The organism is Cellulosimicrobium composti, from assembly GCF_009711085.1.
GTDB lineage: Bacteria > Actinomycetota > Actinomycetes > Actinomycetales > Cellulomonadaceae > Cellulosimicrobium > Cellulosimicrobium composti.
Map to the genome: position 1 here is coordinate 1 of NZ_WMKA01000030.1, position 22394 is coordinate 22394.

The window sequence follows — 22394 nt, forward strand, 5'->3', positions numbered from 1 at the left end:
GACCGTCGGTGGTGCGGCGGCCGCGGGAGGTGCCGCCGCGAGCGGCGGGGCCCTCGCCGCCGCCGGTGCGGGCGGTCTCGTCGCGCTCGTCACCTCGGCGCCGCTCGCCGCGGCGGCCGTCACGGTCGGCGTGCTCGCCGTCGCGGGCCTGGGCGTCGCGGGCGCGCTCGGCGTGTTCTCGCCCGAGCCGCCGCCCGCAGCGGAGTCCTCCCCGACCGGGTCCACCTCTCCTGATCCGTCGTCGGACGGCGGGACCTCGACCACGCCGTCGGACACCGGCACGGACCCGACGTCGCCGTCGAACATCCCGACGGAGCCGGTCGACGAGAGCGCGCCTCCCGCCACGGACACGGGGACGACGGCGACCGGCGAGCCCGCGCCTGTCGGGTCCACGCCCGAGGCGCCGACGACCGGCGGGACGACCGACCCCGGGACCAGCACGGACGTGCCGGCCGACCCCGGGTCGGGGACCTCGACGGACACCCCGACCGCCCCGACGCCCGACCCGACGCCCGACCCCACGCCCGCTCCGGCGCCCCCCGCGCTCGACCTGTCGCTCGCGCCGGTCACGCTCGCCGCGCGCGAGCCGGCCGACCTGCTCATGACGGCGGCGAACACGGGAGGACGTTCCGCGGAGGAGGTCGTCGTCGACCTGACACTGCCGGCGGGCGTCTCGGCGCCGAGCTCGACGCTCGTCGCGCGCGGCACCGCCGTCGCGGGCCCGCTCGCCGCGGCCGCGCTCCCGTGCGGCAGCGCGACCGGGCAGCCGGACGGCACGAGCCTCGTCACGTGCTCGGTCGGCGTCCTGTCTCCCGGCGCGTCGCAGGACCTCCTGGTGCAGGTCGTCGCGCAGTCGGGCGGCGAGTACGCGTTCGCCGCCGACCTGCGCGCGAAGGGCGTCGAGCCGGTCCGGCGCACGTTCGCACCGACGCCCGTGCGCCACTACGGCCCGGAGATCCGGGTGTCGACGACGGCCCCGTCGTTCGACAACCCCGGCGACGGGGTGCTGCGCGTGACCGTCCGCAACAGCGGCGACCAGCCCGCGGTCGAGCCGAGCGTCACCGCCGTGCTCCCCGCGGGGCTGCGCCTCCTCGACGACACGGCCGGCACGTGGTCCTGCACGGCGGACGACCGGACCGTGACGTGCGCGTCGCCGCCGGGCACCACGCTCGCGCCCCAGGCGGCGGTGGAGGTCCCGCTCGCGCTGCTCGCGGACAGCGAGGGGCCGCTGGACGCGACCGTCAGCCTGCGCGGCACCGCCGACGGCGCGCACCCGGGCAGCACGGGCGTCCCGGTCGACGTCGACGAGCCCTGGGCCGACGCCGAGGCGGGCCTTCTCGGCGACGACGGGCAGCGGCTGGGCGTCGTCCCGCGGTGCACCGCGCGCGACGGCCAGGACGTCGCGTCGCTCGTCGCGAGCTACACGAACACCACCCCGTACGACGACCTCGACGTGACGCTCGAGGCGGCCGGGTCGAGCGCCACGACGACGGTCCCCGCCGGGGACCGGGCGACGGTCCGGGTCGACGACGGCGTGCGCTTCCCGGCCGGCAGCGCGACGCTCGTGCTCACGACGACGTTCGGCGACGGCGAGTTCGCGCAGAGCTTCGAGCACCGGCTCGACGCGGGCGCGTTCGACGCGCTCGACTGCTGGACCCCGCCGTCGTGGCTCACGGCCGCGGACGTGCGCGTCGCCGCGGACAACGACCGGGGGACCGTCCGGTACACGGCGACGGTCACGAACGGCACGGGCGCAGGCGTCGACGTCCGCCTCCTCGCGCCGACCGGCGGCACGTGGTCCGGCGTCGCGGACTCCGCCGCGATCGCGCCCCTCGCCGACGGCCGCACGGGCGACCTCGTGCTCGCGACCGGGCTGCGCGAGACGACGCGCGCGAACGCGGTGCTGCGCCAGTACCGCTGGCACGTGGACGCCGACGGCGACGGCAAGGGCTACCAGTCGCTCCTGCCCGTGCTGCTCGACGAGCACCGGATCGCCCCGGCCGTCCCCGAACCCACCGTCGGGCGGTGCACGTTCGACCCGCGCACCGACACGTCCAGCGCGCCGGTGACGCTGCGCCTCGACAACTCCGCGTCGACGCTCCCCGTGACGTTCTCCGTGCCGGGCGTGACCGAGCCGGTCGAGGTCCGGGGCGGCGTGGCCCGGTCCGTCACCGCCGTCGTGGGCGGGCAGGCCACGACGTTCCCCGTCCTCGCCGACGGCGCGCCGCTCGCGTCGCCGACGGTGCCGGGCGCCGACTGCTTCACGTGGGACGTGGACGCCACCGCGGAGGCGGGCTGGCTCGCCGACGAGCGCTCGGTCGCCGTGACCGGCACGTTCCGCAACGGCCACACGGCGACGCGCCTCGCCGTCGTCATGGACGCCGGCGCGTGGGGGGCCACCGAGCCCGTCGAGGTCGGGCCGGGCGAGGAAGTCTCGCTCACCGTCGGGACGGGCTCGCGCGACGTCGACGCGGGCGAGGTCACCTTCCGGGTCGCGCGGGTCGGCGGTGCCGGGTCGCACGTCGTCACGGCCGCGTACGACGCGGTGCGGCACGCCCCGACGGTCGGCGCGCCGAGCGTCGGGCAGTGCGTGCTCGACCCGCGGACCGAGGTCTCCTCGGCGTCCGTCACGCTGCGCTACGACAACGCCCGGTCCACCGTGCCCGTCGTGTTCTCCGTCGACGGCCGCGACGACCTGACACGGACGGTCGCGGGCGGTGCCGTCGTGACGGTCGCCGTGCCGGGCGGCGTGGGTGCTCAGCCGCTGACGCTCGCGGTCCGGGCCGACGGCACGCCGCTCGCGAGCCACGTCGTCCCCGGCGTCGACTGCTTCGCCTGGGACCGGGTGGCGGGCACGGCGAGCGCGAGGGCCGCGTGGGTCGTGCCGTCGGGCGCCGGTGTCGGGACGTCGGTCGTGACCGGCACCTTCCACAACCCGTACGCCGCGACGACGCTGCGCGTCGGGATGTCGACCCCGCACGGCGACGCCGCGCCCGTCGAGGTCGCGCCCGGCGCCGACGTGACGCTCTCCGTGGACGCCCGCGCGCTGACCGTCCCCGCCGGCACGGCGACGTTCACGGTCGAGCGCGCGACGCCCGCCGGGCCCGGGTCGCGGACCGTCGAGGCCGCGTACGGCGCCGTGGCGTACGCCCCGCAGTGGGCTCGCACCGCGTCCGTCGAGGCGCGATGGCAGGACGGGTCGGTCAAACTCGTCGGCACCGTCACCAACGACTCGCCCGAGACGGTCGACGTCGTCATGAGGGCCGGCGCCCACGGCGACTCCGGCCCCGCGCGCCCCGTCGCGCCGGGCGCGACGGAGACGTTCACGGTCGACACGCGCGCGCTCGACGTCAAGCACGGCGCCGTCACGTTCGCCCAGTCGCGCACCGTGCTCGGCACGACCTTCACCGACGCGGGCCTCACCGCGAAGCACCAGGGCGCGACGTACCAGCCCGACTGGTCCGTCACCCCGACCGTCACCGCGCAGTGCGCGCCGGACGGCGTGGTGCTCAGCGTGGGCGTGCGCAACGACGCGTCCGGGGCCACGCACGTCGTCGTGCGCACCCCGTTCGGCGAGCGCGACCTCGGCGACCTCGCGCCGGGCGCGAGCGCGAGCGCGGACGTCCCCGCGGGGGCGCTCGCGGTCAAGACCGGCAAGGTCGACCTCGTGCTCTCGCGCACGGTGCTCGGGGTCGTGCACACGCACACCGTGACGGAGCGGTACGCCGCGCTCGACTGCGCGGTGACGAAGCCCGCGGCGAGCCTCGTGCTCGGCGACCCGTACTACGACGCGCAGCGCGGGCACTCGTACCGCGCCGTGTCGGTGCTGCTCGACAACTCCGGCTCGAACGTCCCGGTGACGTTCCGCGTCACGGGCCACGCCAAGGGCGAGTGGACGCTCGCGGCCGGCGAGCGCCGCACCGAGACGCTCGGCGAGGCGCCGGGGTCCGGCGCGACGTACGTCGTGCACGCCGGCTCGTGGTCGCAGCAGCTCAGGGTCGAGAGCTTCTCCGCGGCGCCCGCGTGCTTCGACGAGTGGGAGCGCAGCACCTGGTACGACCGCGGCGACCAGGTCTCCTACCGCGGCTGGAACTACACCGCGCGCAGCGGCACCGTGCTGGTGCGCCCGGACGACCCCGTGCTGGGCTGGGTGTTCTGGGACCGCGGGGTGGCCTGCGGCGAGGGCTGAGCGGCTCCGGCCGGTCTACGGCAGGACGTCGGCGAGCGCCTCGTCGACGGGGCGGTCGCCCGCGACGAGGTCGAGCACCAGACCGGCCGACCGCGGCTCGTGGAGGACCGCCGCGAGCACGAGCGCGACGTCGTCGCGCGTCACGTCCTCCCGCTCGCCGACCGCCGCACCCGGCTTGCGCCGCTTGCCGCGCGGCTTGTCGCCGTCGCCCACGGGGGCGAGGGCGACGAGGCCGACGCCGGGGTCGTCGGTGAGCCGACCGGGCCGCACGATCGTCCACTGCAGCCCGTCCCGCGCGCGCAGGTCGTCCTCCGCGGCGGCCTTCGCCCGCAGGTAGGACCAGAAGACGTCGTCGACGCCCTCGGGCCGCTCGTCGGCGCGCGCCGCCTCGACGCCGCGGGACGAGACGAGCACGTAGCGGCCGACGCCCGCGCGCTCGGCGGCGTCGGCGAGCAGGGCCGCGCCCGCGCGGTCGACACTGTCCTTGCGGGGCGCGCCGCTGCCCGGTCCGGCGCCCGCGGCGAACACGACGGCGTCCGCCCCCTCGAGCTCGAAGGACACCGCGACCGCGTCGTCCTTCTCGAGGTCGATCAGCGCGACCTGCGCGCCGAGCTCGGTGACGTCGGTGATCTGCGCGGCGGACCGCACGAAGGCGACGACGTCGTCGCCCCGCTCCACCAGGGCCCGGGCCAGGCGACGGCCGACCTGGCCGTGACCTCCCGCGATGACTGTGCGCATGGGGCGAACGTATCGCCGCCCGCCCGTGCGCGCCTGGCGAGCAGCGGCCGCGCCCGCAGGGAGGCGCGGGTCGGGGGTGCGCTGCCGGGCGCGGGGTCCCCCCACGTACCCCCACGTGACCGCGGCCCGGCAGCGCGAGTCCTCAGGCGGCGTCCCCCGTGCCGCCGAGGACGACGGGGGTCTGCGGGTCGAACCGGTAACCGAGCCCGCGGACCGTGGTGATGACGTGCTCCAGCCCGAGCTTCTCGCGCAGGCGTCGCACGTGGACGTCGATGGTGCGGCTGCCCGCGGCGACCTCGTGGTCGGCCCACACCGTCTCGAGCAGCTCGGCGCGCGTCACGACGCGGTGCGCCGTGCGCGCGAGGTACGACAGCAGCTCGAGCTCGCGGAACGTCAGGTGCGCGGTCCGGTTCTCGACCGTGACCGTGCGACCCGCGGGGTCGATGACGACGCGCGGCACGGGGGAGAGGGTCGCGAGCCGCTCGCGGAACGCGGCGATGTCCTGGACCGGCGACGCGGTCGCGGTCGTCGGCTCGGCGAGGGCGAGCGCGGTGTAGGTCTCCGCGCTGGGCAGCCAGTCGCGCGCGAGCTCGCCGAGCGCCTCGGCGAGCTCGACGAGCTGCGCCTGGGGCTGCTCGACCTCCGCCGCGTCGACGCCGACGTAGAGGACGAACCCGGGGGTGCGGCGCGGCGCTGCGGGCTCCGCCGTCGTGCGGGTGGGCACCGCGGCACGGGGTGCCGCCGGGCGCTGCGGGGCGGCGGGTCGCTGCGGTGCGGCGCCGCGCTGCGGTGCGGCAGCGCGGGGTGCCGCGGCGCGGGCGGGTGCGGTGCGGCGGGCAGGGCGGGTGGCGGTGAGCGTCATGGGTGGCTCCGGGTGCGTCGGGCCGACGGCAGCGCCGGAGGACCGGCGGGTCGGCAGGGGTCGAGGTCTGAACCGAGGTGCGGGAGAAGGTTCAGGCCTGACAACAGACGCACATGACCGCGCCCAGGAGCGCGCCGGACGGCGCGCTGGCGGGACGGGTCGAGGTGCTCACGGGAGCGAGCATGGCAGCGCGCGACGTGGCGCGCCAAGAGGTGCGACGGAACTTCTCAGCATGCGGACGCTTCGGGTCTCGCGTTGCGGTCGGCGAGGTGCGGCGGCGCGGGGGCCGCGCCGGGTGCGTCCGGAGCGTCGGCGCAGGTGGGACGGGTCAGACGACGCCGTACAGGCGGTCCCCGGCGTCGCCGAGCCCGGGCACGATGTACGCCTTCTCGTTGAGGCGCTCGTCCACCGCCGCGACCACGAGCTGGACGTCGACGCGGTCGCCCACGGCGTTCTCCAGCACCTGGATGCCCTCGGGTGCCGCGAGCAGGCACACCGCCGTGACGTCGCGCGCGCCGCGCGCGAACACGTAGTCGATCGCCGCGACGAGCGTGCCGCCCGTCGCCAGCATCGGGTCGAGCAGGAACACGTGCCGGCCCGTGAGGTCGTCGGGGAGCCGGTTCGCGTACGTGACGGCCTCGAGCGTCTCCTCGTCGCGCTGCATCCCGAGGAACCCGACCTCCGCCGTCGGCAGCAGGCGCGTCATGCCCTCGAGCATGCCGAGACCCGCACGCAGGATCGGCACGACGAGCGGCCGCGGCTCCGCGAGGCGCACGCCGATCGTCGTCGTCACGGGCGTCTCGATCTCGTGGGGCTCGACGCGCACGTCGCGCGTGGCCTCGTAGGCGAGCAGCGTCACGAGCTCGTCGACGAGGAGCCGGAACGTGGCGGACGCCGTCTCCTTGTTCCGCAGGACGGTGAGCTTGTGGGCCACGAGCGGGTGGTCGGCGACGTGCAGGCGCATGGCGACAACGGTATCCGACCGCACGGCCTCCCGTACCGCCCGGTAACCGTGGCCGGGCCGCGAGTTGTCGCCGTCCCGGCGCTCTATAGCCTGGTGGGGCCGTCCGCCGCGCGCCCGCGCGGCGCCGGACCGGTCCCGTGCCGGTACGCCCGCTCCTCGCCCCCGGAGGTCCCGTGCCCGACGACGCCGCCCACCCCGGCGACCCCGCGCACCCGGGTGCGGGGCCGACGTCGGGCACCGCGCCGACCCCGGATGCGCCGGCCTCGGACGCGCCGGCCTCGGACGCGCCGGCCTCGGACGCGCCGGCGTCAGGCGTATCCNGTCAGGCGTATCCGACTCCGGTGTTCCCGACCCGGGCGACGAGCCGGAGCCCCGTGACGCCCCGACGCCGGACGCTCCCGGGCCGCGCGGGCTCGACCTGCCCTGGGCGGAGGGGACGTTCCCGCCGGGCACGGTGGCGGGCCGCCGGCACGTGTGGGACGCCCTCATGGGGCTCGCGCTGCACGAGGCGACCCACGCGCTCGCGAGCGACGACGTGCCCGTGGGGGCGCTCGTCGTCGGGCCGGACGGGCGGCTGCTGGGCGTCGGGCGCAACCGGCGCGAGGAGACCGGCGACCCGACCGCGCACGCCGAGGTCCTCGCGCTGCGTCAGGCGGCCGCGACGGTCGGGGAGTGGCGGCTGGAGGGCTGCACGCTCGTCGTCACCCTCGAACCGTGCGTCATGTGCGCGGGGGCGCTCGTGCTCGCGCGCGTGCAACGGCTCGTCCTCGGCGCGTGGGACCCGAAGGCCGGTGCGACCGGGTCGGTGTGGGACCTCGTGCGCGACCAGCGCGCCAACCACGCGGTCGAGGTCGTCGGCGGCGTCCGCGAGGACGAGTGCGGCCATCTCCTGCGCGACTTCTTCGCCGCGCAACGCTGAGCGGTCACGCGACCGAGGTGGCCTGCGCGGTGGGGAGGGACGACGACGCCGGGTCTTCCATCCGGCGCCTCGTTCCTCGGCGCCTCCCGCCAGGCCCGCCACGACCCGGCGCCGTCCTTCCACCCCACCGCTCGTCGGTGGCCCGCTCAGCGCGCGAGCGCCTCGGCGAGAGCGGTGAGGGTCTCGGTGGTGCCGGCCTCGACCTTGAGCGTGGCGAGCGGGTCGCCGCGCGTCCAGCCGCGGTTGACGATGACGACCGGCTTCTCCTGCTTCGCCGCGTGCCGCACGAACCGCAGGCCGCTCATGACCGTGAGCGACGACCCCGCGACGAGCAGCGCGTCGCCGTCGTCGACCATCGCGTACGCGCGCTCGACCCGCTCGCGCGGCACGTTCTCGCCGAAGTACACGATCTCGGGCTTGAGCACCCCGCCGCAGAACTCGCACGGCGCGGGCCGGAAGTGCGACGTCTGCTCGATCACGGCGTCCGCGTCCGGCGCGATCTCGACGTCCTCGACGTCGCCGATGCTCTCGACGAAGCCCGGGTTGAGCGCGGTGAGCCGCTCCGCGAGGTGCTCGCGCGAGATGACGCGCCCGCACTGCAGGCAGATGACGCGGTCGTAGCGGCCGTGCAGGTCGATGACGTTCCGGCTGCCCGCGTCCTCGTGCAGCAGGTCCACGTTCTGCGTGATGAGCCCCACGAGCACGCCCGCGTCCTCCAGGCGTGCGAGCGCGCGGTGACCTGCGTTCGGGTGCGTGCGGTGCACGTGCTGCCAGCCGACGTGGTTGCGCGCCCAGTAGTGGCGGCGGAATGCCTCGTCCTGCACGAACTGCTGGTACGTCATCGGGTTGCGCGGCGGAGAGTCCGGGCCGCGGTAGTCCGGGATGCCCGAGTCCGTCGAGACGCCCGCGCCCGTGAGCGCCGTGACCCGCAGGCCGCGGAGCAGCTCCACCGCGTCGTCGACCGTTCCCGTGCGGGGCGCCGGCTCCGCGCCCGTCGGCGGCTGGCTCGGGCGCCACGCGAGCCGCGAGGTCAGGGTGGGGACGGCCGACGGCAGGTCGGCCGACGACGTCGCGACGTGGGCGGGGGAGGAGGTCGGGGGGAGGGACTCGCTGGGCACGTCTCCCACGGTACGACGCGGCGCGCGGCGTCACGCGGGGTCACGTCAGGGTCACCTGCGCCCGCCGCGAACATGCGGCTATCTCCCGTCCCGGCGACCGGACGGGCCACAACCACATGCTCGGCGGGGTCGGCGGGTTGGTGGGTCGGGTGGGCGCGGGTGATCGGGGTCACGGCCGGGCGTTGCCAGGCGCTGTTAGGCTCGCCTAAGTCATCGACGAGAGGTTCTCATGCCGACCACCACCGCGCCCGCACCGCGGCGCGCCCGCCCGCAGACGGTCCTCGAGGTCGTCGAGACGACGTGGCTCTCCCCGCACCTCGTGCGGGTCGTGGCAGGAGGCGACGGCTTCGCCGCGTTCACCACGAACGAGCACACCGACAAGTACGTCAAGATCTACTTCGCCAAGCCCGAGCTCGGCCTCGAACCGCCCTACGACGTCGCGGCCCTGCGCGAGACCCTCGCCCCCGACGACGTGCCCGTCACCCGCACGTACACCGTGCGGTGGGTCGACGTGGCGGCGCAGCGGCTCGCGATCGACTTCGTCGTGCACGGCGACGAGGGACTGGCCGGGCCGTGGGCCGCGCGCGCGACGCCCGGCGACCGCCTCGTCCTCTCCGGCCCCGGCGGCGGGTACGCGCCCGATCCCGCCGCCGACTGGCACCTGCTCGCCGGCGACGACTCGGCCCTGCCCGCGATCGCCGCCGCGCTCGAGGCCATGCCGCGCGACGCCGTCGGGCACGCCGTGATCGAGGTCGGCACCGAGGCGGACCGCCTCCCGCTCGAAGCGCCCGACGGCGTCCAGGTCACCTGGGTGCTGCGCGGCGACGCACCCGCCGGGACGACGACCCTCCTGCCCGACGCCGTCGCCGACCTCTCGTGGCGCGACGGCCGCGTGCACGTCTTCGCCCACGGCGAGCGCGAGGCCATGAAGGCCCTGCGCCGCGTGTTCGCCGAGCGCGGCGTCCCCCGCGCCGACCTGTCGCTCTCCGGCTACTGGGCCTACGGCCGCGCAGAAGACCGCTTCCAGGCGGAGAAGCGCGAGCCCGTCGGCAAGATCTTCGAGGACTGAGGAGTCCCATGCACCGCACCACCACGTCCCGCCGGGCGCTCGCGGCCGCGTCCGCGCTCGCCGTCGTCGCGCTCGCCGCGTGCTCGTCCGGCGGCGAGGACGACGCGCCGACGGGCGGCACGAGCGGCGACGGGGCGTTTCCCGTGACCGTCGCCACCGCGTTCGGCGACGTCGAGATCGACGAGCAGCCGACGCGCGTCGTCGCCCTCGGGTGGGGCGACGCCGAGACCGCCCTCGCGCTCGGCGTCCAGCCCGTCGGGGCGAGCGACTGGCTCGCGTTCGGCGGCGACGGCGTCGGCCCCTGGCTCGACGACGCCTACGACGAGTCGCCCGAGATCATCGGCACGCTCGAACCCTCGTACGAGCAGATCGCCGTGCTCGACCCCGACGTCATCCTCGACGTGAAGTCGTCCGGCGACCCCGAGCGGTACGAGCGGCTCACCGAGATCGCGCCCACCGTCGCGATCCCCGAGGGCGGCGAGGCCTACCTCACGCCCATGGAGGACCAGGTGACGATGATCGCCGCCGCGCTCGGGCGCAGCGAGGAGGGCGAGCAGCTGCTCGCCGAGGTCGACGACGCGTTCGCCGCCGCGCGCGACGAGCACCCCGACTTCGCGGGCAGGACCGCCGTCATCGGGTCGTACTGGGCCGAAGGCTTCGGCGCGTACGTGTCGTCGTCCAGCCGCGGCGAGTTCATGCAGGCCCTCGGGTTCGAGACCAAGCCCGAGATCGACGAGGCGGCCGGCGACGCGTTCTCCGTCACCCTCGGCACCGAGAACGTCGACCTGCTCGACGCCGACCTCACCGTCATCCAGCCCATCGGGTTCACCGCCGCAGACGTCGAGGCGCAACCCATCTTCCGGACCGTCCCGTCCGTCGCCGACGGCCGCTACGTCGTGCTCGACGACGCCGACCTCTCCAACGCGTTCTCGCTCGGCACGCCCACCGCCGTGATCTACGCGATCGACAACGTCGTGCCGCTGTTCGCGGACGCGCTCAGCGGGTCGTGACGGTGGGCTTCCGACGGCCGATCGGCCGGTCTGACCGGCCGATTCGGTGTCCGGGGGTGTGACCAGGTATCCTTCCTGGGCCGGGTATCCCGGCGAGGTAGCGTGTCCGAGCGGCCTAAGGAGCACGCCTCGAAAGCGTGTGTGGGTGAAAGTCCACCGTGGGTTCAAATCCCACCGCTACCGCCACCCGAAGGGCCCCACCCGCGAGAATTCGCGGCTGTGGGGCCCTTCGTCATGCAAAGGCAGCCGTCGCCCTCTCGGTTGCGAAGGCGCCCCGGCCCGGGCGCGCCCGCACTCCGTTGTTCGTCACTCCACGGTCGTCGACTGTGCCGCTGCCCGTCGTTCCTGCACAGCGTGCAGCTGCGCCGCGATGTGCCGTGCGGTGGCCCACATCGCGCCGTACCAGGCGATCGCTCCCAGCACGCAGCCCACGCCGTCCCACATCCGCATGGCGTAGTAGGCCGCCACGACTGCAGCCACCACCGCGACGGCGCCGGCTGCTATCCGTCGGGGCGTCTTCTCGTCCGCCAGGGGATGCCATCGGCGGGTCCGCGCTTGCTCCCACATCAGGACGACCGTGCCAGGGGTGAAAGCCGCTAATAGAAAGGCGGTCATTCCCGGCGGGAACGGGACGAGCACAGCGGACACGAGGAACGGCGGACCCATCAGCGGAGGGGCCCACAGTCGGAGCTTCCAGGTCCACGCGTCCATCCGGGCCAGTCGGGGGTGTTGGTCTGACACCGGTCGCACGGCACTCTCCTCGTCGGCTGTCCGACCGGCGACCGCCGCCGGTGACCGCACTGTAGCGAGCGACGAGGACCTACCCGGACCAGACGACGGCCGGTCGCCGCACGATTCGCAGGCCGTGCGGCGGTGCAGGCGATGACTTCCGGACCTCGTCCCGGTCTGCCGCGCATACCGCCAAGACCCGGAGGGTGGGATGAAGCTGTTGCTCACGTCAGGGGGAGTCACCAACCCGACCATCGAGACGGCGCTCGTCGGGCTGCTGGGTCGGCCGATCGGTGAGTGCTCGGCGCTGTGCATCCCCACGGCGCTGTACGGCCACCCGTGGGTGGGCCCGGGGAAGAACGCCCGGGACTTCATCACCGGGGAGTCGGACCACATGGCCGGTCTGGGGTGGGAATCGGTCGGGGTGCTGGAGCTGACGGCGCTGCCGAGCATCCCCGCGGGGCGCTGGGTGCCGCTCGTCCAGGAGACCGACGTGCTGCTGGCCGCGGGGGGTGACGCCCTCTACCTCGCGTACTGGATGCGCCGCTCGGGTCTGGCCGACCTCGTCCCGACGCTCACCGGGACGGTCTATGTCGGGATGAGCGGCGGGAGCATGGCGTTGACGCCGCGGATCGGGCGGGAGTTCGTCGGGTGGGCGCCGCCCGACGGCGAGGCGGTGTCGCCCCTCGGGCTCGTCGACTTCTCGTTGTTCCCGCACCTCGACCACCCCGACCTCCCGGACAACACCTCGGCGGCGGCGGAGCGGTGGGCGGCGTCCCTGGGCGGGCCCGCCTACGCGATCGACGACGAGACGGCCCTCGTGGTCGACGGCGGCGTCGAGGTCGTCTCGGAGGGGAGCTGGCGCCGGCTGGCGTGACCCCGCCGGCGGCCCGTTCGCGCGGGCCTTGGGCGACTATCCGGCGCGGTGGCGCGCGACTGCGGCCGCGGCGAGCGCGCGGCAGGGGAGCGCGGCGGGTCCGCCGTCACCCGCGACGGTGCGCCGCGTCCGCGAGGCGAGCGCGGCGTCGTACAGGCCGAGGATCTCGGCGGCGAGGGCGTCGGGTTCGGCGGCGCCGCTCTCGGCGGCGAGGCTGCGCAGCCGCTCGACGAGCAGGTGGGTGTCGGCGGCGAGCCAGCGGTACGCGGGGTGCTCGGGCTCGGTGACCTCGACCGCGGCGGCGAGGAACGCGCACCCGCGCGTGCTCGTCGCAGTGGGGAAGTCGTCGAGGGCGTCGAAGATCGCGAGGACGCGGGCGTCGGGGTCGTCGCCGCAGCGTTCGAGGGCGGCGTCCCACGTGGCGCGCCACCGCTCGTGGCGGCGCTCGAGGTAGCCCGCGACGAGGTGGTCCTTGCCGGGGAAGTGCGCGTAGAGCGTCGCGGGGGAGACCTCCGCGCGGCCGAGCACGGCGTCGACGCCGGTCGCGGCGATCCCGCGCTCGACGAACAGTTCCTCCGCGGCGTCGAGCAGACGGTCGCGCGCCGTCCCGCGTGCGTGGGCCCGAGGCATGGGACTACTGTAACGATCATTATGATGAAACGATCGTTACACCTTTGCCGTGCGACGTCGCCGGGCCGTCTCGTGGCCGCGGGGACGGGCCTGATCGCGGTGACCTACGGCGTCGTGCGCTACGGCTACGGGCTCCAGCTGCCCGCGCTGACGAGCGAGCTCGGTCTGTCCTCGGCGCTCGCGGGCGCGATCGCGGCGGGGAGCTTCGCCGCGTACTGCGCGGCCGCGCTGTGGGCGCAGCGGGCCATGGCACGACGGGCGCCGCGGGCCGTCGTCCGGGTCGCGGCGGCTCTCGCGGCGTCGGGCGCGCTCCTGGTCGGCGCGTCCTGGTCGGCGTGGAGCCTCGCGGCGGGCGTGCTCGTCGCCGGCAGTGCCGCGGGCGCCGCCTCGCCCGCGCTCGTCGCCGCCGTCGCGTCCACGGTCGACGCGCGGCGCGCCGGCCGGGCGCAGGCCGTGGTCAACGCCGGGACGGGCGTCGGGGTCGCCCTGGTCGGCGCCGCGACCCTCGCCGCGCCCGACGCCTGGCGGCCCGTGTGGTTCGGCGCCGCGGCGGGTGCGCTCGTCACGGCCGCCGTCGTCGACCGGAGCGCACGCTGGCCGTCGGGCCCCGAGGGCTCGCCGCCGACGGACGACGCCGGCCCTCCCGGGCGGCAGGCCGGCGCACGCCCTCGCGGACCGTTCGTGCGTGCCGGCGTCGCCGCCGCGGTCGCGGGCGTCGGCAGCGCCGCCGTGTGGACGTTCGGCCGCGACCTCGTGACGGTCACGGGCGGTCTGCCCGGGCGCACCTCCGCCGCGCTGTGGTGCCTGCTCGGCGTGGCCGCGGTGCTCGGCGCGCTGAGCGGCGACGCCGTGCGCGTGCTCGGCCTGCGCCGCGCCTGGGTCGTCACGGTGCTGGCGACGGCCGCCGGCACCGCGGCCCTGACGCTCGCTCCCGGCAGCGTGCTCGTCGTGGCAGTCGGGGGCGCCGTCTTCGGCGGCGCGTACACCGCGATGAGCGGCGTGCTCATCGCGTGGGGCGCCGCCCTGCGCCCGCACGCGGCCGGCCGCGCGACCGCCGCCCTCTTCGTCGCGCTCACGGCCGGGCAGGCCGCCGGGGCGCTCGTCACGGGCGGGCTGAGCGACGTCGTCGGCCCGCAGGCGGCCTTCTGGGTGGGGGCGGCGGCCCTCGTCGCCGCGGCCGGGATCGTCCCGACGGCGGCCCCCGGCCTGGGCGGTCCGAGCACCACGACGGCGGGCGGCACCGGGGAGGGCGGCTACGCGTCGTCGTCCGGTGGCACAGGGCGTATCGGCTCGCCGTCGGGGCCGAGCGGCTCGACGAGCGTGAGGTCCTCGGCGTCGGGATCGACCCAGCGCTGGTAGCCCGGGCCGGTCCGCGCCGTCTCGAAGCGCACGGCGACGCGGCCGTCGTCGCCGACGCGCACGACCCACCCGCGCCCGTCGGCGGCTGTGGCGACGTCGAGCCCGGGCGCGACGTTCGCGGCCGTCGCCCGGACGGGTCCCGAGGGCGACGGCGCGGGCAACGGCACGGCGTCGGCGGGCTCCGCGGGGGCCTCTGCGGCCTCGTCGCCGAGCGGCAGCATGAGCTGCGCGTGCTCGGACAGCGCGTGGAACGCGACCCCGAGGAGCCGGACGGGCTCGGTGACGTCGGCGAGGCGCAGCGCGCGGTGCGCGGCGTCGCGCAGCGCGCCCTCGTCGGCGGTCGGGCGGGGCAGGGTCACGGAACGCGTGAGCGTCGTGAACGACGCGAGCCGCACCTTGACGACGACGGTGCGCGCAGCGACGGCGTGCCGCTCGAGGCGGGCGAGCGCGGCGTCGACCACGGGGTCGAGGGCGGCGGCGATCGCCGCCCGGCCGTGCAGGTCGGTGTCGAAGGTGTGCTCGGCGCCCGCGGACTTCCGCTCGCGCACGGTGGTGACCGGCCGGTCGTCCCACCCGCGCGCGATCCGGTACAGGTTCGTGCCGCCCGCCTCGCCCGCGACGAGGAGCAGCGTGTCGAGCGGCTGCCGGCGCAGGTCCGCGACCGTGCGGACCCCGAGCTCGTCGAGGCGCGCGGCGGACACGGGTCCGACGCCCCACAGCGCCCGCACGGGCAGGTCGAGCAGGAACGCGTCCTCGTCGTCGGCGCCGACCACGCGCACCCCGCCGGGCTTCGCGGCCTCGGACGCGAGCTTCGCGACGAGCTTCGACCGGCCGAGCCCGAGGGACACCGGCAGCCCGCTCAGCTCGCGCGCTCGCTCCCGGATCCGGTGCGCGAGCGCGCGAAGGTCGGTCTCGGGCCCGACCGCGCCCGCGACGTCCGCGAACGCCTCGTCGATGCTCACCGGCTCGACGAGCTCGGTGACCTCGCGCAGCGCCGCCATGATCCGTGCCGAGTAGGCGGAGTACGCGGCGAACCGTGGCACGACGACGACCGTCGACGGCGGGCACAGCCGCCGCGCCTGCTCCATGGGCATCGCGGAGCGCGCGCCGTACTGCCGCGCCTCGTACGACGCCGTCGCGACGACGCTGCGCGGACCCACCCCGCCGACGAGCACGGGACGCCCGCGCAGCGACGGGCGCTGGTGCTGCTCGACGGCCGCGAAGAACGCGTCCGCGTCGAGGTGGACGATCGTCGGGCGCGCGCGCAGCACCGGGGCGTGCGGCGCGCGGTCGATGCTCACCGCCCTACTCTGCCCGCCCGGACCGACACGGGGGACTTTCGTTCGGACCCTGGCGTAAACACGCCGCCGCCAGGTAAGTTGCAGGAGACCGAACAAATCCCGGGATCCCCAGCCCGGGCCGAAGAGCAACGAGGCCTTCATGACCGATCGATCGACACCCAGCGTGGCCTCCTCGGGCCGCTCGTCCACCCCCTCCCCGCACGCACCGACCGCCCGCTCGCGCGCGGTCGCGACCACCGCCGTCGTCGGGGCGCTCGCCCTCGCGGCGTCCACCTTCGCCGTGCCCGCCGCGGCGGCACCGCAGCCCGCGGCGAAGCCGACGGCGTCCGTCGCCGGGCCGTCGGACATCAACGGGTTCCGCAGCGTCGGCTACGTCATGGCCGACTCGCGCCAGACCCGCGACTTCCACGTGGCCGACCTCGTGCGCACCGGGGCGATCGAGGACCTCACCCACATCAACTACGCGTTCGGCAACGTCACGACCGACCTCGTGTGCGACATCGCCGACGTCCCGGGCGAGGGCGACCCGCTCAACGACTTCGTCGCCGAGGTCCCCGCCGCGGACTCCGTGGACGGCAAGGCCGACGAGCCCGGCCAGGTGCTCGCCGGGAACTTCAACCAGCTGAAGAAGCTCAAGGCCGTCAGCCCCGAGACGAAGATCCTCATCTCGCTCGGCGGCTGGACCTGGTCCGACAACTTCTCGGAGGCGGCGTCGACCCCCGAGGGCCGCACCGCGCTCGTCGACTCCTGCCTCGACCTCTACATCGACGGCGACCTGCCCGTCGTCGACGGCAAGGGCGGCCCGGGCGCCGCGGCCGGGATCTTCGACGGCATCGACATCGACTGGGAGTGGCCGGTCACGGGCGGCGAGACGGCCAACGCCCGCCCCGAGGACAAGGAGAACTTCCTGCTCCTCATGGAGGAGTTCCGCGCCGAGCTCGACGCGCGCGGCGCGGCGAACGGGCAGGAGTACCTCCTCACGGCGTTCGCCCCGGCGGGCGGCTGGAACGCGGGCGAGGGCGGCTGGCTCGACCCGCGCCTGTTCGCCGTCGTCGACTTCCTCAACGTGCAGGGCTACGACTTCCACGGCGGCTGGGTGCCGAACCAGACGGGGCACCAGGGCAACCTGCACCCCGACGGCACGCAGAACTGGGGGCTCGGGCTCGACGGCGCGCTCGCCATGTACGTCAACGCGGGCGCCGACCCGTCGCAGGTCAACGCGGGCCTCGCCGCCTACGGCCACGGCTGGTACGGCGTCGAGGACGGCTCGCAGGGCTGGCAGCCCGCCGCGGGCTACGTGGGCACCAAGACGTACGCGGAGCTGCGCTCGTTCGACGGCGAGGCGTTCTTCGACCCGGAGATCGGCGCGAGCTGGCTCTACGACGGCGACGAGTGGTGGAGCTACGACGACCCGGCGTCGGTGACGGCCAAGGCCGAGTTCGTCGCGACGCAGGGCTACGGCGGCGCGATGTGGTGGGACCTCTCCGGTGACTACCGCAACGAGCTGGGCGACGCCCTGGGCTCGACGCTGCGCGCGGCGACCCCGGGACCGGGCGTCGCGGACGAGTGCGCGGCGCCGTGGTACGGCACGGGCGTCTACACGGGCGGCGACGTCGTGTCGCACGAGGGTGCGGAGTACGCGGCCCGGTGGTGGACGCGCAACCAGGAGCCGGGCGCGAGCAACGCCTGGAAGAAGATCGGCCCGTGCGGCACGGCGCCCGCGGTCGAGGTCGCGGACTGCGCCCCGGCGTGGTCGCGCGAGGCCGTGTACACCGGCGGTCAGACCGCCTCCCGCGCGGGCGTGAACTACCGCGCCCAGTGGTGGACGCAGGGCGAGCTGCCCGGGTCCGTGACGTGGGGCTCGTGGGACCCGGTGGGTCTGTGCGCGTGACCTGACGGTCGGCCGGGCGGTACGCCGCCCGGACCACCCCGCACGACGACGGCGGGCCCGGTCCTCGAGACCGGGCCCGCCGTTCGCGTCGGCGCGGCTGGGGCGGTCGGCGCGGTCGGCGCGGTGGCGCGAGAGCCCGCGGCGGGCGCGGCAGGCGCGGCAGGCGCGTCAGGTGCGGGAGCGCCGGGAGGCTCAGCGGTGCTCGCGGGTCACGGCGCGCACGTCGCGCTGCAGGTAGTTCCACGCGAGCACGCAGCAGACGACGCCGTTCACGAGGCCCGCGACGACGTCGGCCGTGCCGTGCGCCCCCCGGTACAGCCGGGACACCCCGACGCCGAGGGGCACGAGGCAGCACAGGATCGTCACGACGACCCGCAGCACCGGGTGCGTGATGCGCTGCGCGAGCAGCATGAGCGTCAGGTAGAACGCGGCCGACGCGCCGGTGTGGCCCGACGGGAAGCTCGACGTGGGCGGGGCCTCGTCGAGCCGTGAGACGTCGGGCCGCTCGCGCCCCACGACGATCGACGACGTGAGGAAGATCAGCGCCTGCAGCGCGACGGCGAGCGCGGGCACGACGGCGAACCACCACTGCCGCGTCCGCCACCACACGAGCAGCACGGTGAGCAGCGTGCCGCCGATGATGAACTCGGTGGTCCCGATGAGGGACAGCACGTCGGTCACCGCGTCCCAGGTCGGCGTGCGGCGCTCCTCGAACCAGCGGTTCACCGCGACCTCGCCCGGCAGGTCGCCGAGCGGCCCCCGCACGAGGAACCCCGTGGCCACGATGAGCACCCACAGCACCGCGCCGGGCACGAACGCGCGGAGGCCGACGTCGCGCAGCACCTCCTTCGCGGTGGGTCGGGACGTGTCGAGCTCGTAGCGGTGCACGAAGGGACGCATCAGACCTCGATCCTCGGAGCGGACCCGGACGGGGCGGCGGACGCCCACCCGTGGAAGCCGACGGCGGACGCCCCGGCGACGACGCCGCCGAGGAGGAGCCCGCCGACGACGTCGGACGGGTGGTGCACGCCGAGCAGCACGCGGTCGGCGGCGGTGACGAGCGCGAGCACCACGGCCGCCGTCGCGACCGCGGCACGACCGCGACGGCGCAGCAGCGGCCGCACGAGCACCGTGAGGCTCACCCCGACGGCGGCCGCGTTCATCGCGTGACCGGACGGGAAGCTCGTGCCCGGCACCGTGGTCACGACGTCCTCGACGACGGGCCGGGCGCGGCCCACGAGCCCCTTCGCCGCGAGGCCGAGCGCCCACGCGCCCCAGACCGTGCCGGCCGCCCAGGCGGCGCGCGCCCCAAGGCCCCGGCGGTGCCAGGCCCACGCGCACACACCCGTGGCGGCGAGGTTCATCCACCGCGCGGCGAGCGCCTCCTGCCCGACGAGCAGCGCGCGACGCAGCGCCGGGCGCGCGGCCGTGAACCGGGTCGCCGCGGCGACGGTCGCACGGTCGGCCTCGGCGACGGCGCCCGACTCCGCGCGCACGAGCCACCCGAGCGCGAGCACCGGCACGCTGGCCGCGACCCCGTACGACGCGGCCCGTCCGAGCGCGCGGCGCGAGGTCCGGTCGGCGAGCACCCCCGGACAGTAGCGGCGCCCCCGTGCGCACGCGCGCCAGGACGACACCCGCCCCGCGCCCGTCAGGACGAACCCGCCCCGAGCCCGCACGCCAGGACGACATCCCCCCGCGCCCGCACGCAGGACGACATCCGCCCCGTGCCCGCACGCCAGGACGCGTGCCCGCGCTCGCACGCCCGCGCTCGCAGCGCCATCACGACGTCACGCGCGCCCGCACGGAACGGCACGTCGTCCCTCCACCACGACGCCTCGTCGACGCGAGCGGGCGCCCACCCGTCGGACGTCAGCCGGGGAGGGCGGCGACCGCCTCGATCTCGACGAGCGCGCCCGGCCGTCCGAGGCCGACACGCAGCACGGTCACGGCGGCGGGGTGGGGACCCCACACCTCCCCGACGGCCGCGAACCCCTCCATGAGGTCGGCCTCGGGGTCGAGGTAGACGGCGAGGCGCGCGACGTCCTGCGGGCCGGCGCCCGCCTCGGCGAGGACGGCGAGCACGTTGCGCAGGGCCTGCGCCGTCTGGGCCGCGATGCCGCCCTCGACGATCGCGCCGTCGGCGTCGGTGCCGTTCTGGCCGCCCACGTACAGGGTGCGCCCCGTCTCGACGATCGTGCCCTGCGAGAACGCGGGGTTGCGGTGCAGCCCGGGCGGGTTGAGGTGCGTGACGGTCGGCGTGGTCATCGTGGTCCCTCCTGCGGTCCGGTCCTCGGGCGGTCGACGCTACGCCGCACCTCCGACACGCCCGCGCGCACCGCTCGCCGGGGCGACGGCCGCGCGCTCGACAAGCCGGAGCGGCGTCCGCTGTGTAGGAAGGAGGGGTGAAGCAGTCAGCAGGGCTCGTGCTCTACCGGATCCGTGACGGCGTCGTCGAGGTGCTCCTCGGGCACATGGGCGGCCCGTTGTGGGCGCGCAAGGACGCGGGCGGCTGGACGATCCCCAAGGGCGAGGTCGAACCGGGAGAGGACGGTCTGGCCGCGGCGCTGCGCGAGTTCGCCGAGGAGCTCGGGGTCCCCGCGCCGGACGCGGCGGCGCCGGACCTCGACCTGGGCACCGTGCGGCAGCGCGCGGGCAAGCTCGTGTCGGCGTGGGCGCGCGAGGCGGACCTCGACGTCACGGCGATCGCGAGCAACACGTTCGCGCTGGAGTGGCCGCCGCGATCGGGGCGGATGCAGGAGTTCCCGGAGCTGGACCGTGCGGCGTGGTTCCCGGTCGCGCGCGCCCGCGGGCTCGTCGTCTCCGGCCAGGTGCCGCTGCTCGACCGCCTGGAGGAGCTCGTGGCAGAGGCCGAGGACCGCGCGTCCGGGTCGTAGGCTCCGGGCGTGGCGCTCTACCACTACGGTCTGTCACGGCCGCCGGGGAATCCTCGGCGGCGCCGCGCATACGCCGTCGGGGTGCTGCTGCTCTGCGTGCTGCTCGCCCCGTTCGCGGTCCGGGGTGCGGTCGAGGGCTGGGCCGCGGGCGAGGTCCCCGGGGCGGCGGTGCTCACGCTGCTCGTCGTCCTCTGCCTCGTCGGCGCGGTCGGCGCGGTGTGGGCGCTCGTCGACTCGTTCCGGCGGGCCGGCCCGCGGGACGACGACGGCGGGCCGGGTCAGCCCAGCAGGTAGGGCGCGGCGGCGAAGCCGGCGGCGAGACCGACGAGCACGACGGCGACGGCGGACAGGTGCGAGTGGCGCGCGCGGCTCGCGGTGCGGCGGGCGGCGTCGGTCACGGTGGTCATGGCGGTCCTCTCGTCGGGGTGGTACCAGGGAGAGAGACCGCGCCAGACGCGATCCATGACGCGAAATCGGCCGACCTCGGCGCGATCTGCGTCACACCGCGGCGACCGAAGCGCGCCAACCCTGGTGCAGCATCGTGCACCAGGGTTGGTCGGTTCGCGCGGCGGAGCCCCGACGGCGCCGCCCGGAGGGTCAGGCGCGCAGGATCAGCGCGTCGCCCTGACCGCCGCCGCCGCACAGCGCCGCGGCGCCGATGCCGCCCCCGCGGCGCCGCAGCGCGAGCGCGAGGTGGAGCGCGAGGCGCGCGCCGGACGCGCCGACGGGGTGCCCGAGCGCGATCGCGCCGCCGTCGGTGTTGACGACGTCCGCGTCGATGCCGAGGTCGGCGATCGACTGCAGCGCGACGGCGGCGAACGCCTCGTTGATCTCCACGAGGTCGAGGTCAGCGGCGGAGACCCCCTCGCGCTTCACGGCGGCCTCGATGGCGCGCGCGGGCTGGGAGTGCAGCGAGCTGTCCGGCCCGGCGACCTGGCCGGCGGCGCCGATCTCGGCGAGCCACGACAGCCCGTTGCGCTTCGCGAAGGCGCGGCTCGCGACGACGACCGCCGCCGCGCCGTCGGACAGCGGCGAGCTCGACCCGGCGGTGATGGTCCCGTCCTTCACGAAGGCCGGGCGCAACCGCTCCAGCGCCTCGAGCGTCGTGTCGGCGCGCACCCCCTCGTCGTGCCGGACGACGACCGGCTCGCCCTTGCGCTGCGGCACCTCGACGGGCGCGATCTCCTCGGCGAGGCGGCCGGCGTCGCGCGCCGCGGCGGCCCGCTGGTGCGAGCGCAGCGCGAACGCGTCCTGCTCGGGGCGGCCGATGCCGCGCGTCGCGCAGCCGCGGTCGGTGAGCTCGCCCATGACCTCGCCGCTGAACGGGTCGTTCAGGCCGTCGTGCGTGAGGGAGTCGGCCATCGTGACGTCGCCGAACGCGAAGCCGGAGCGCGTGCCGACCACGAGGTGCGGCGCGTTCGTCATGGACTCCTGGCCACCCGCGACGACGACGCTCGCCTCGCCCGTGCGGACCAGGCGCGCCGCGTCGATGATCGCGGTGAGCCCCGAGAGGCACAGCTTGTTGATCGTCACGGTCGGCACGTCCCAGCCGATCCCGGCGAGGATCGCGGCCTGGCGCGCGGGGCCCTGCTTGGCGCCCGCCTGCACGACCTGCCCGACGATCACCGTGTCGACCTGCTCCGGCGCGACGCCCGCGGCCGCGAGCGCGCCCCGGATCGCGTGCGCGCCGAGCTCGGCGGCCGAGAGCGAGGCGAGCGCCCCGCGGAAGCGCGCGAACGGGGTGCGCGCGCCGTGCAGGAGGACCGGGGTGACCTCGTCCTCGGCGGTGACGGCTGCGCCGTCGGGAAGGGTGTCGGTGCTCATGGTGCTCCGTCCGGGAG

Annotated in this window: 20 protein-coding genes, 1 tRNA gene and 1 pseudogene; 10 read left to right on the top strand and 12 right to left on the bottom strand. The window is 76.0% G+C overall.

Features of this window, described 5'->3' with window-relative positions; genetic code table 11:
* Nucleotides 1–4189: pseudogene (locus tag GJV82_RS12600) on the top strand (hypothetical protein); the annotation flags it as partial.
* A gap of 15 nt (nt 4190–4204) precedes the next feature.
* Here GJV82_RS12600 and GJV82_RS12605 read toward each other — a convergent pair.
* From GJV82_RS12605 to upp, 3 genes are all read right to left on the bottom strand, one after another.
* The gene (locus tag GJV82_RS12605; RefSeq protein ID WP_155099473.1) at nt 4205–4927 is read right to left on the bottom strand and encodes an NAD(P)-binding oxidoreductase; all 723 of its coding nucleotides are present in this window, start codon (nt 4925–4927) and stop codon (nt 4205–4207) included.
* A 142-nt stretch (nt 4928–5069) separates the two neighbouring features.
* Nucleotides 5070–5789: a winged helix-turn-helix domain-containing protein gene (locus GJV82_RS20780; RefSeq protein WP_024841494.1), complete on the bottom strand. Its 720-nt coding sequence runs from the start codon at nt 5787–5789 to the stop codon at nt 5070–5072.
* A 328-nt stretch (nt 5790–6117) separates the two neighbouring features.
* Nucleotides 6118–6753, bottom strand: coding sequence for a uracil phosphoribosyltransferase (gene upp / locus GJV82_RS12615; protein WP_024841493.1), 636 nt, complete (start codon nt 6751–6753; stop codon nt 6118–6120).
* A 487-nt stretch (nt 6754–7240) separates the two neighbouring features.
* On the opposite strand from upp, the gene GJV82_RS12620 reads away from it, so the two are divergent.
* Nucleotides 7241–7672, top strand: a complete 432-nt coding sequence (locus GJV82_RS12620; protein ID WP_155099505.1) for a nucleoside deaminase — start codon at nt 7241–7243, stop codon at nt 7670–7672.
* 146 nt (nt 7673–7818) lie between these two features.
* Here the strand turns inward: GJV82_RS12620 and GJV82_RS12625 are convergent, their stop codons facing one another.
* Nucleotides 7819–8622 carry an NAD-dependent protein deacetylase gene (locus tag GJV82_RS12625; RefSeq protein ID WP_115943798.1) on the bottom strand — a complete coding sequence of 268 codons (804 nt, stop codon included), beginning with the start codon at nt 8620–8622 and terminating at the stop codon, nt 7819–7821.
* Between the two features lie 397 nt (nt 8623–9019).
* On the opposite strand from GJV82_RS12625, the gene GJV82_RS12630 reads away from it, so the two are divergent.
* From GJV82_RS12630 to GJV82_RS12640, 3 genes are all read left to right on the top strand, one after another.
* Entirely contained in the window at nt 9020–9859 is an 840-nt protein-coding gene (locus GJV82_RS12630; protein ID WP_155099474.1) for a siderophore-interacting protein, read from the top strand.
* Nucleotides 9860–9867: 8 nt separating this feature from the next.
* Complete coding sequence (locus tag GJV82_RS12635) at nt 9868–10869, top strand: iron-siderophore ABC transporter substrate-binding protein (protein WP_155099475.1); 1002 nt, start codon at nt 9868–9870, stop codon at nt 10867–10869.
* A 96-nt stretch (nt 10870–10965) separates the two neighbouring features.
* Nucleotides 10966–11055: transfer RNA gene (locus GJV82_RS12640), tRNA-Ser, on the top strand.
* 120 nt (nt 11056–11175) lie between these two features.
* Here the strand turns inward: GJV82_RS12640 and GJV82_RS12645 are convergent.
* Nucleotides 11176–11580 (bottom strand): hypothetical protein, encoded by a 405-nt coding sequence (locus GJV82_RS12645; RefSeq protein ID WP_155099476.1) that lies wholly within the window; start codon nt 11578–11580, stop codon nt 11176–11178.
* Between the two features lie 229 nt (nt 11581–11809).
* Here GJV82_RS12645 and GJV82_RS12650 point away from each other — a divergent pair, with 229 nt between their 5' ends.
* A complete protein-coding gene (locus GJV82_RS12650) occupies nt 11810–12475 on the top strand; it encodes a Type 1 glutamine amidotransferase-like domain-containing protein (protein ID WP_155099477.1) in 666 nt (221 codons plus the stop codon).
* Nucleotides 12476–12511: 36 nt separating this feature from the next.
* Here GJV82_RS12650 and GJV82_RS12655 read toward each other — a convergent pair whose 3' ends face one another.
* Nucleotides 12512–13105 carry a TetR/AcrR family transcriptional regulator gene (locus tag GJV82_RS12655; protein ID WP_155099478.1) on the bottom strand — a complete coding sequence of 198 codons (594 nt, stop codon included), beginning with the start codon at nt 13103–13105 and terminating at the stop codon, nt 12512–12514.
* Between the two features lie 72 nt (nt 13106–13177).
* Between GJV82_RS12655 and GJV82_RS12660 the strand changes: the two genes are divergently transcribed.
* Nucleotides 13178–14464: a YbfB/YjiJ family MFS transporter gene (locus tag GJV82_RS12660; RefSeq protein ID WP_196217241.1), complete on the top strand. Its 1287-nt coding sequence runs from the start codon at nt 13178–13180 to the stop codon at nt 14462–14464.
* Here GJV82_RS12660 and GJV82_RS12665 read toward each other — a convergent pair.
* Nucleotides 14359–15765 (bottom strand): DNA polymerase IV, encoded by a 1407-nt coding sequence (locus GJV82_RS12665; RefSeq protein WP_318657600.1) that lies wholly within the window; start codon nt 15763–15765, stop codon nt 14359–14361. The genes GJV82_RS12660 and GJV82_RS12665 overlap by 106 nt on opposite strands.
* 139 nt (nt 15766–15904) lie before the next feature.
* On the opposite strand from GJV82_RS12665, the gene GJV82_RS12670 reads away from it, so the two are divergent.
* Nucleotides 15905–17656 carry a glycosyl hydrolase family 18 protein gene (locus GJV82_RS12670; RefSeq protein ID WP_155099481.1) on the top strand — a complete coding sequence of 584 codons (1752 nt, stop codon included), beginning with the start codon at nt 15905–15907 and terminating at the stop codon, nt 17654–17656.
* A 192-nt stretch (nt 17657–17848) separates the two neighbouring features.
* On the opposite strand, the gene GJV82_RS12675 is transcribed toward GJV82_RS12670, so the two are convergent.
* From GJV82_RS12675 to GJV82_RS12685, 3 genes are all read right to left on the bottom strand, one after another.
* Nucleotides 17849–18556, bottom strand: a complete 708-nt coding sequence (locus GJV82_RS12675) for a phosphatase PAP2 family protein (protein ID WP_155099482.1) — start codon at nt 18554–18556, stop codon at nt 17849–17851.
* Entirely contained in the window at nt 18556–19245 is a 690-nt protein-coding gene (locus GJV82_RS20130; protein WP_318657601.1) for a phosphatase PAP2 family protein, read from the bottom strand. The genes GJV82_RS12675 and GJV82_RS20130 overlap by 1 nt, the downstream gene beginning before the upstream one ends.
* Nucleotides 19246–19528: 283 nt before the next feature.
* Nucleotides 19529–19924, bottom strand: coding sequence for a RidA family protein (locus GJV82_RS12685; protein WP_155099483.1), 396 nt, complete (start codon nt 19922–19924; stop codon nt 19529–19531).
* Nucleotides 19925–20061: 137 nt separating this feature from the next.
* Between GJV82_RS12685 and GJV82_RS12690 the strand changes: the two genes are divergently transcribed.
* Nucleotides 20062–20553: an NUDIX domain-containing protein gene (locus GJV82_RS12690; RefSeq protein WP_318657602.1), complete on the top strand. Its 492-nt coding sequence runs from the start codon at nt 20062–20064 to the stop codon at nt 20551–20553.
* Between the two features lie 81 nt (nt 20554–20634).
* Complete coding sequence (locus GJV82_RS12695; protein ID WP_024841652.1) at nt 20635–20847, top strand: hypothetical protein; 213 nt, start codon at nt 20635–20637, stop codon at nt 20845–20847.
* Here GJV82_RS12695 and GJV82_RS20485 read toward each other — a convergent pair.
* Nucleotides 20832–20960, bottom strand: coding sequence for a hypothetical protein (locus GJV82_RS20485; RefSeq protein WP_256891154.1), 129 nt, complete (start codon nt 20958–20960; stop codon nt 20832–20834). The genes GJV82_RS12695 and GJV82_RS20485 overlap by 16 nt on opposite strands.
* Before the next feature lie 190 nt (nt 20961–21150).
* Complete coding sequence (locus GJV82_RS12700; protein ID WP_155099484.1) at nt 21151–22377, bottom strand: acetyl-CoA C-acyltransferase; 1227 nt, start codon at nt 22375–22377, stop codon at nt 21151–21153.
* Between the last annotated feature and the right edge of the window lie 17 nt (nt 22378–22394).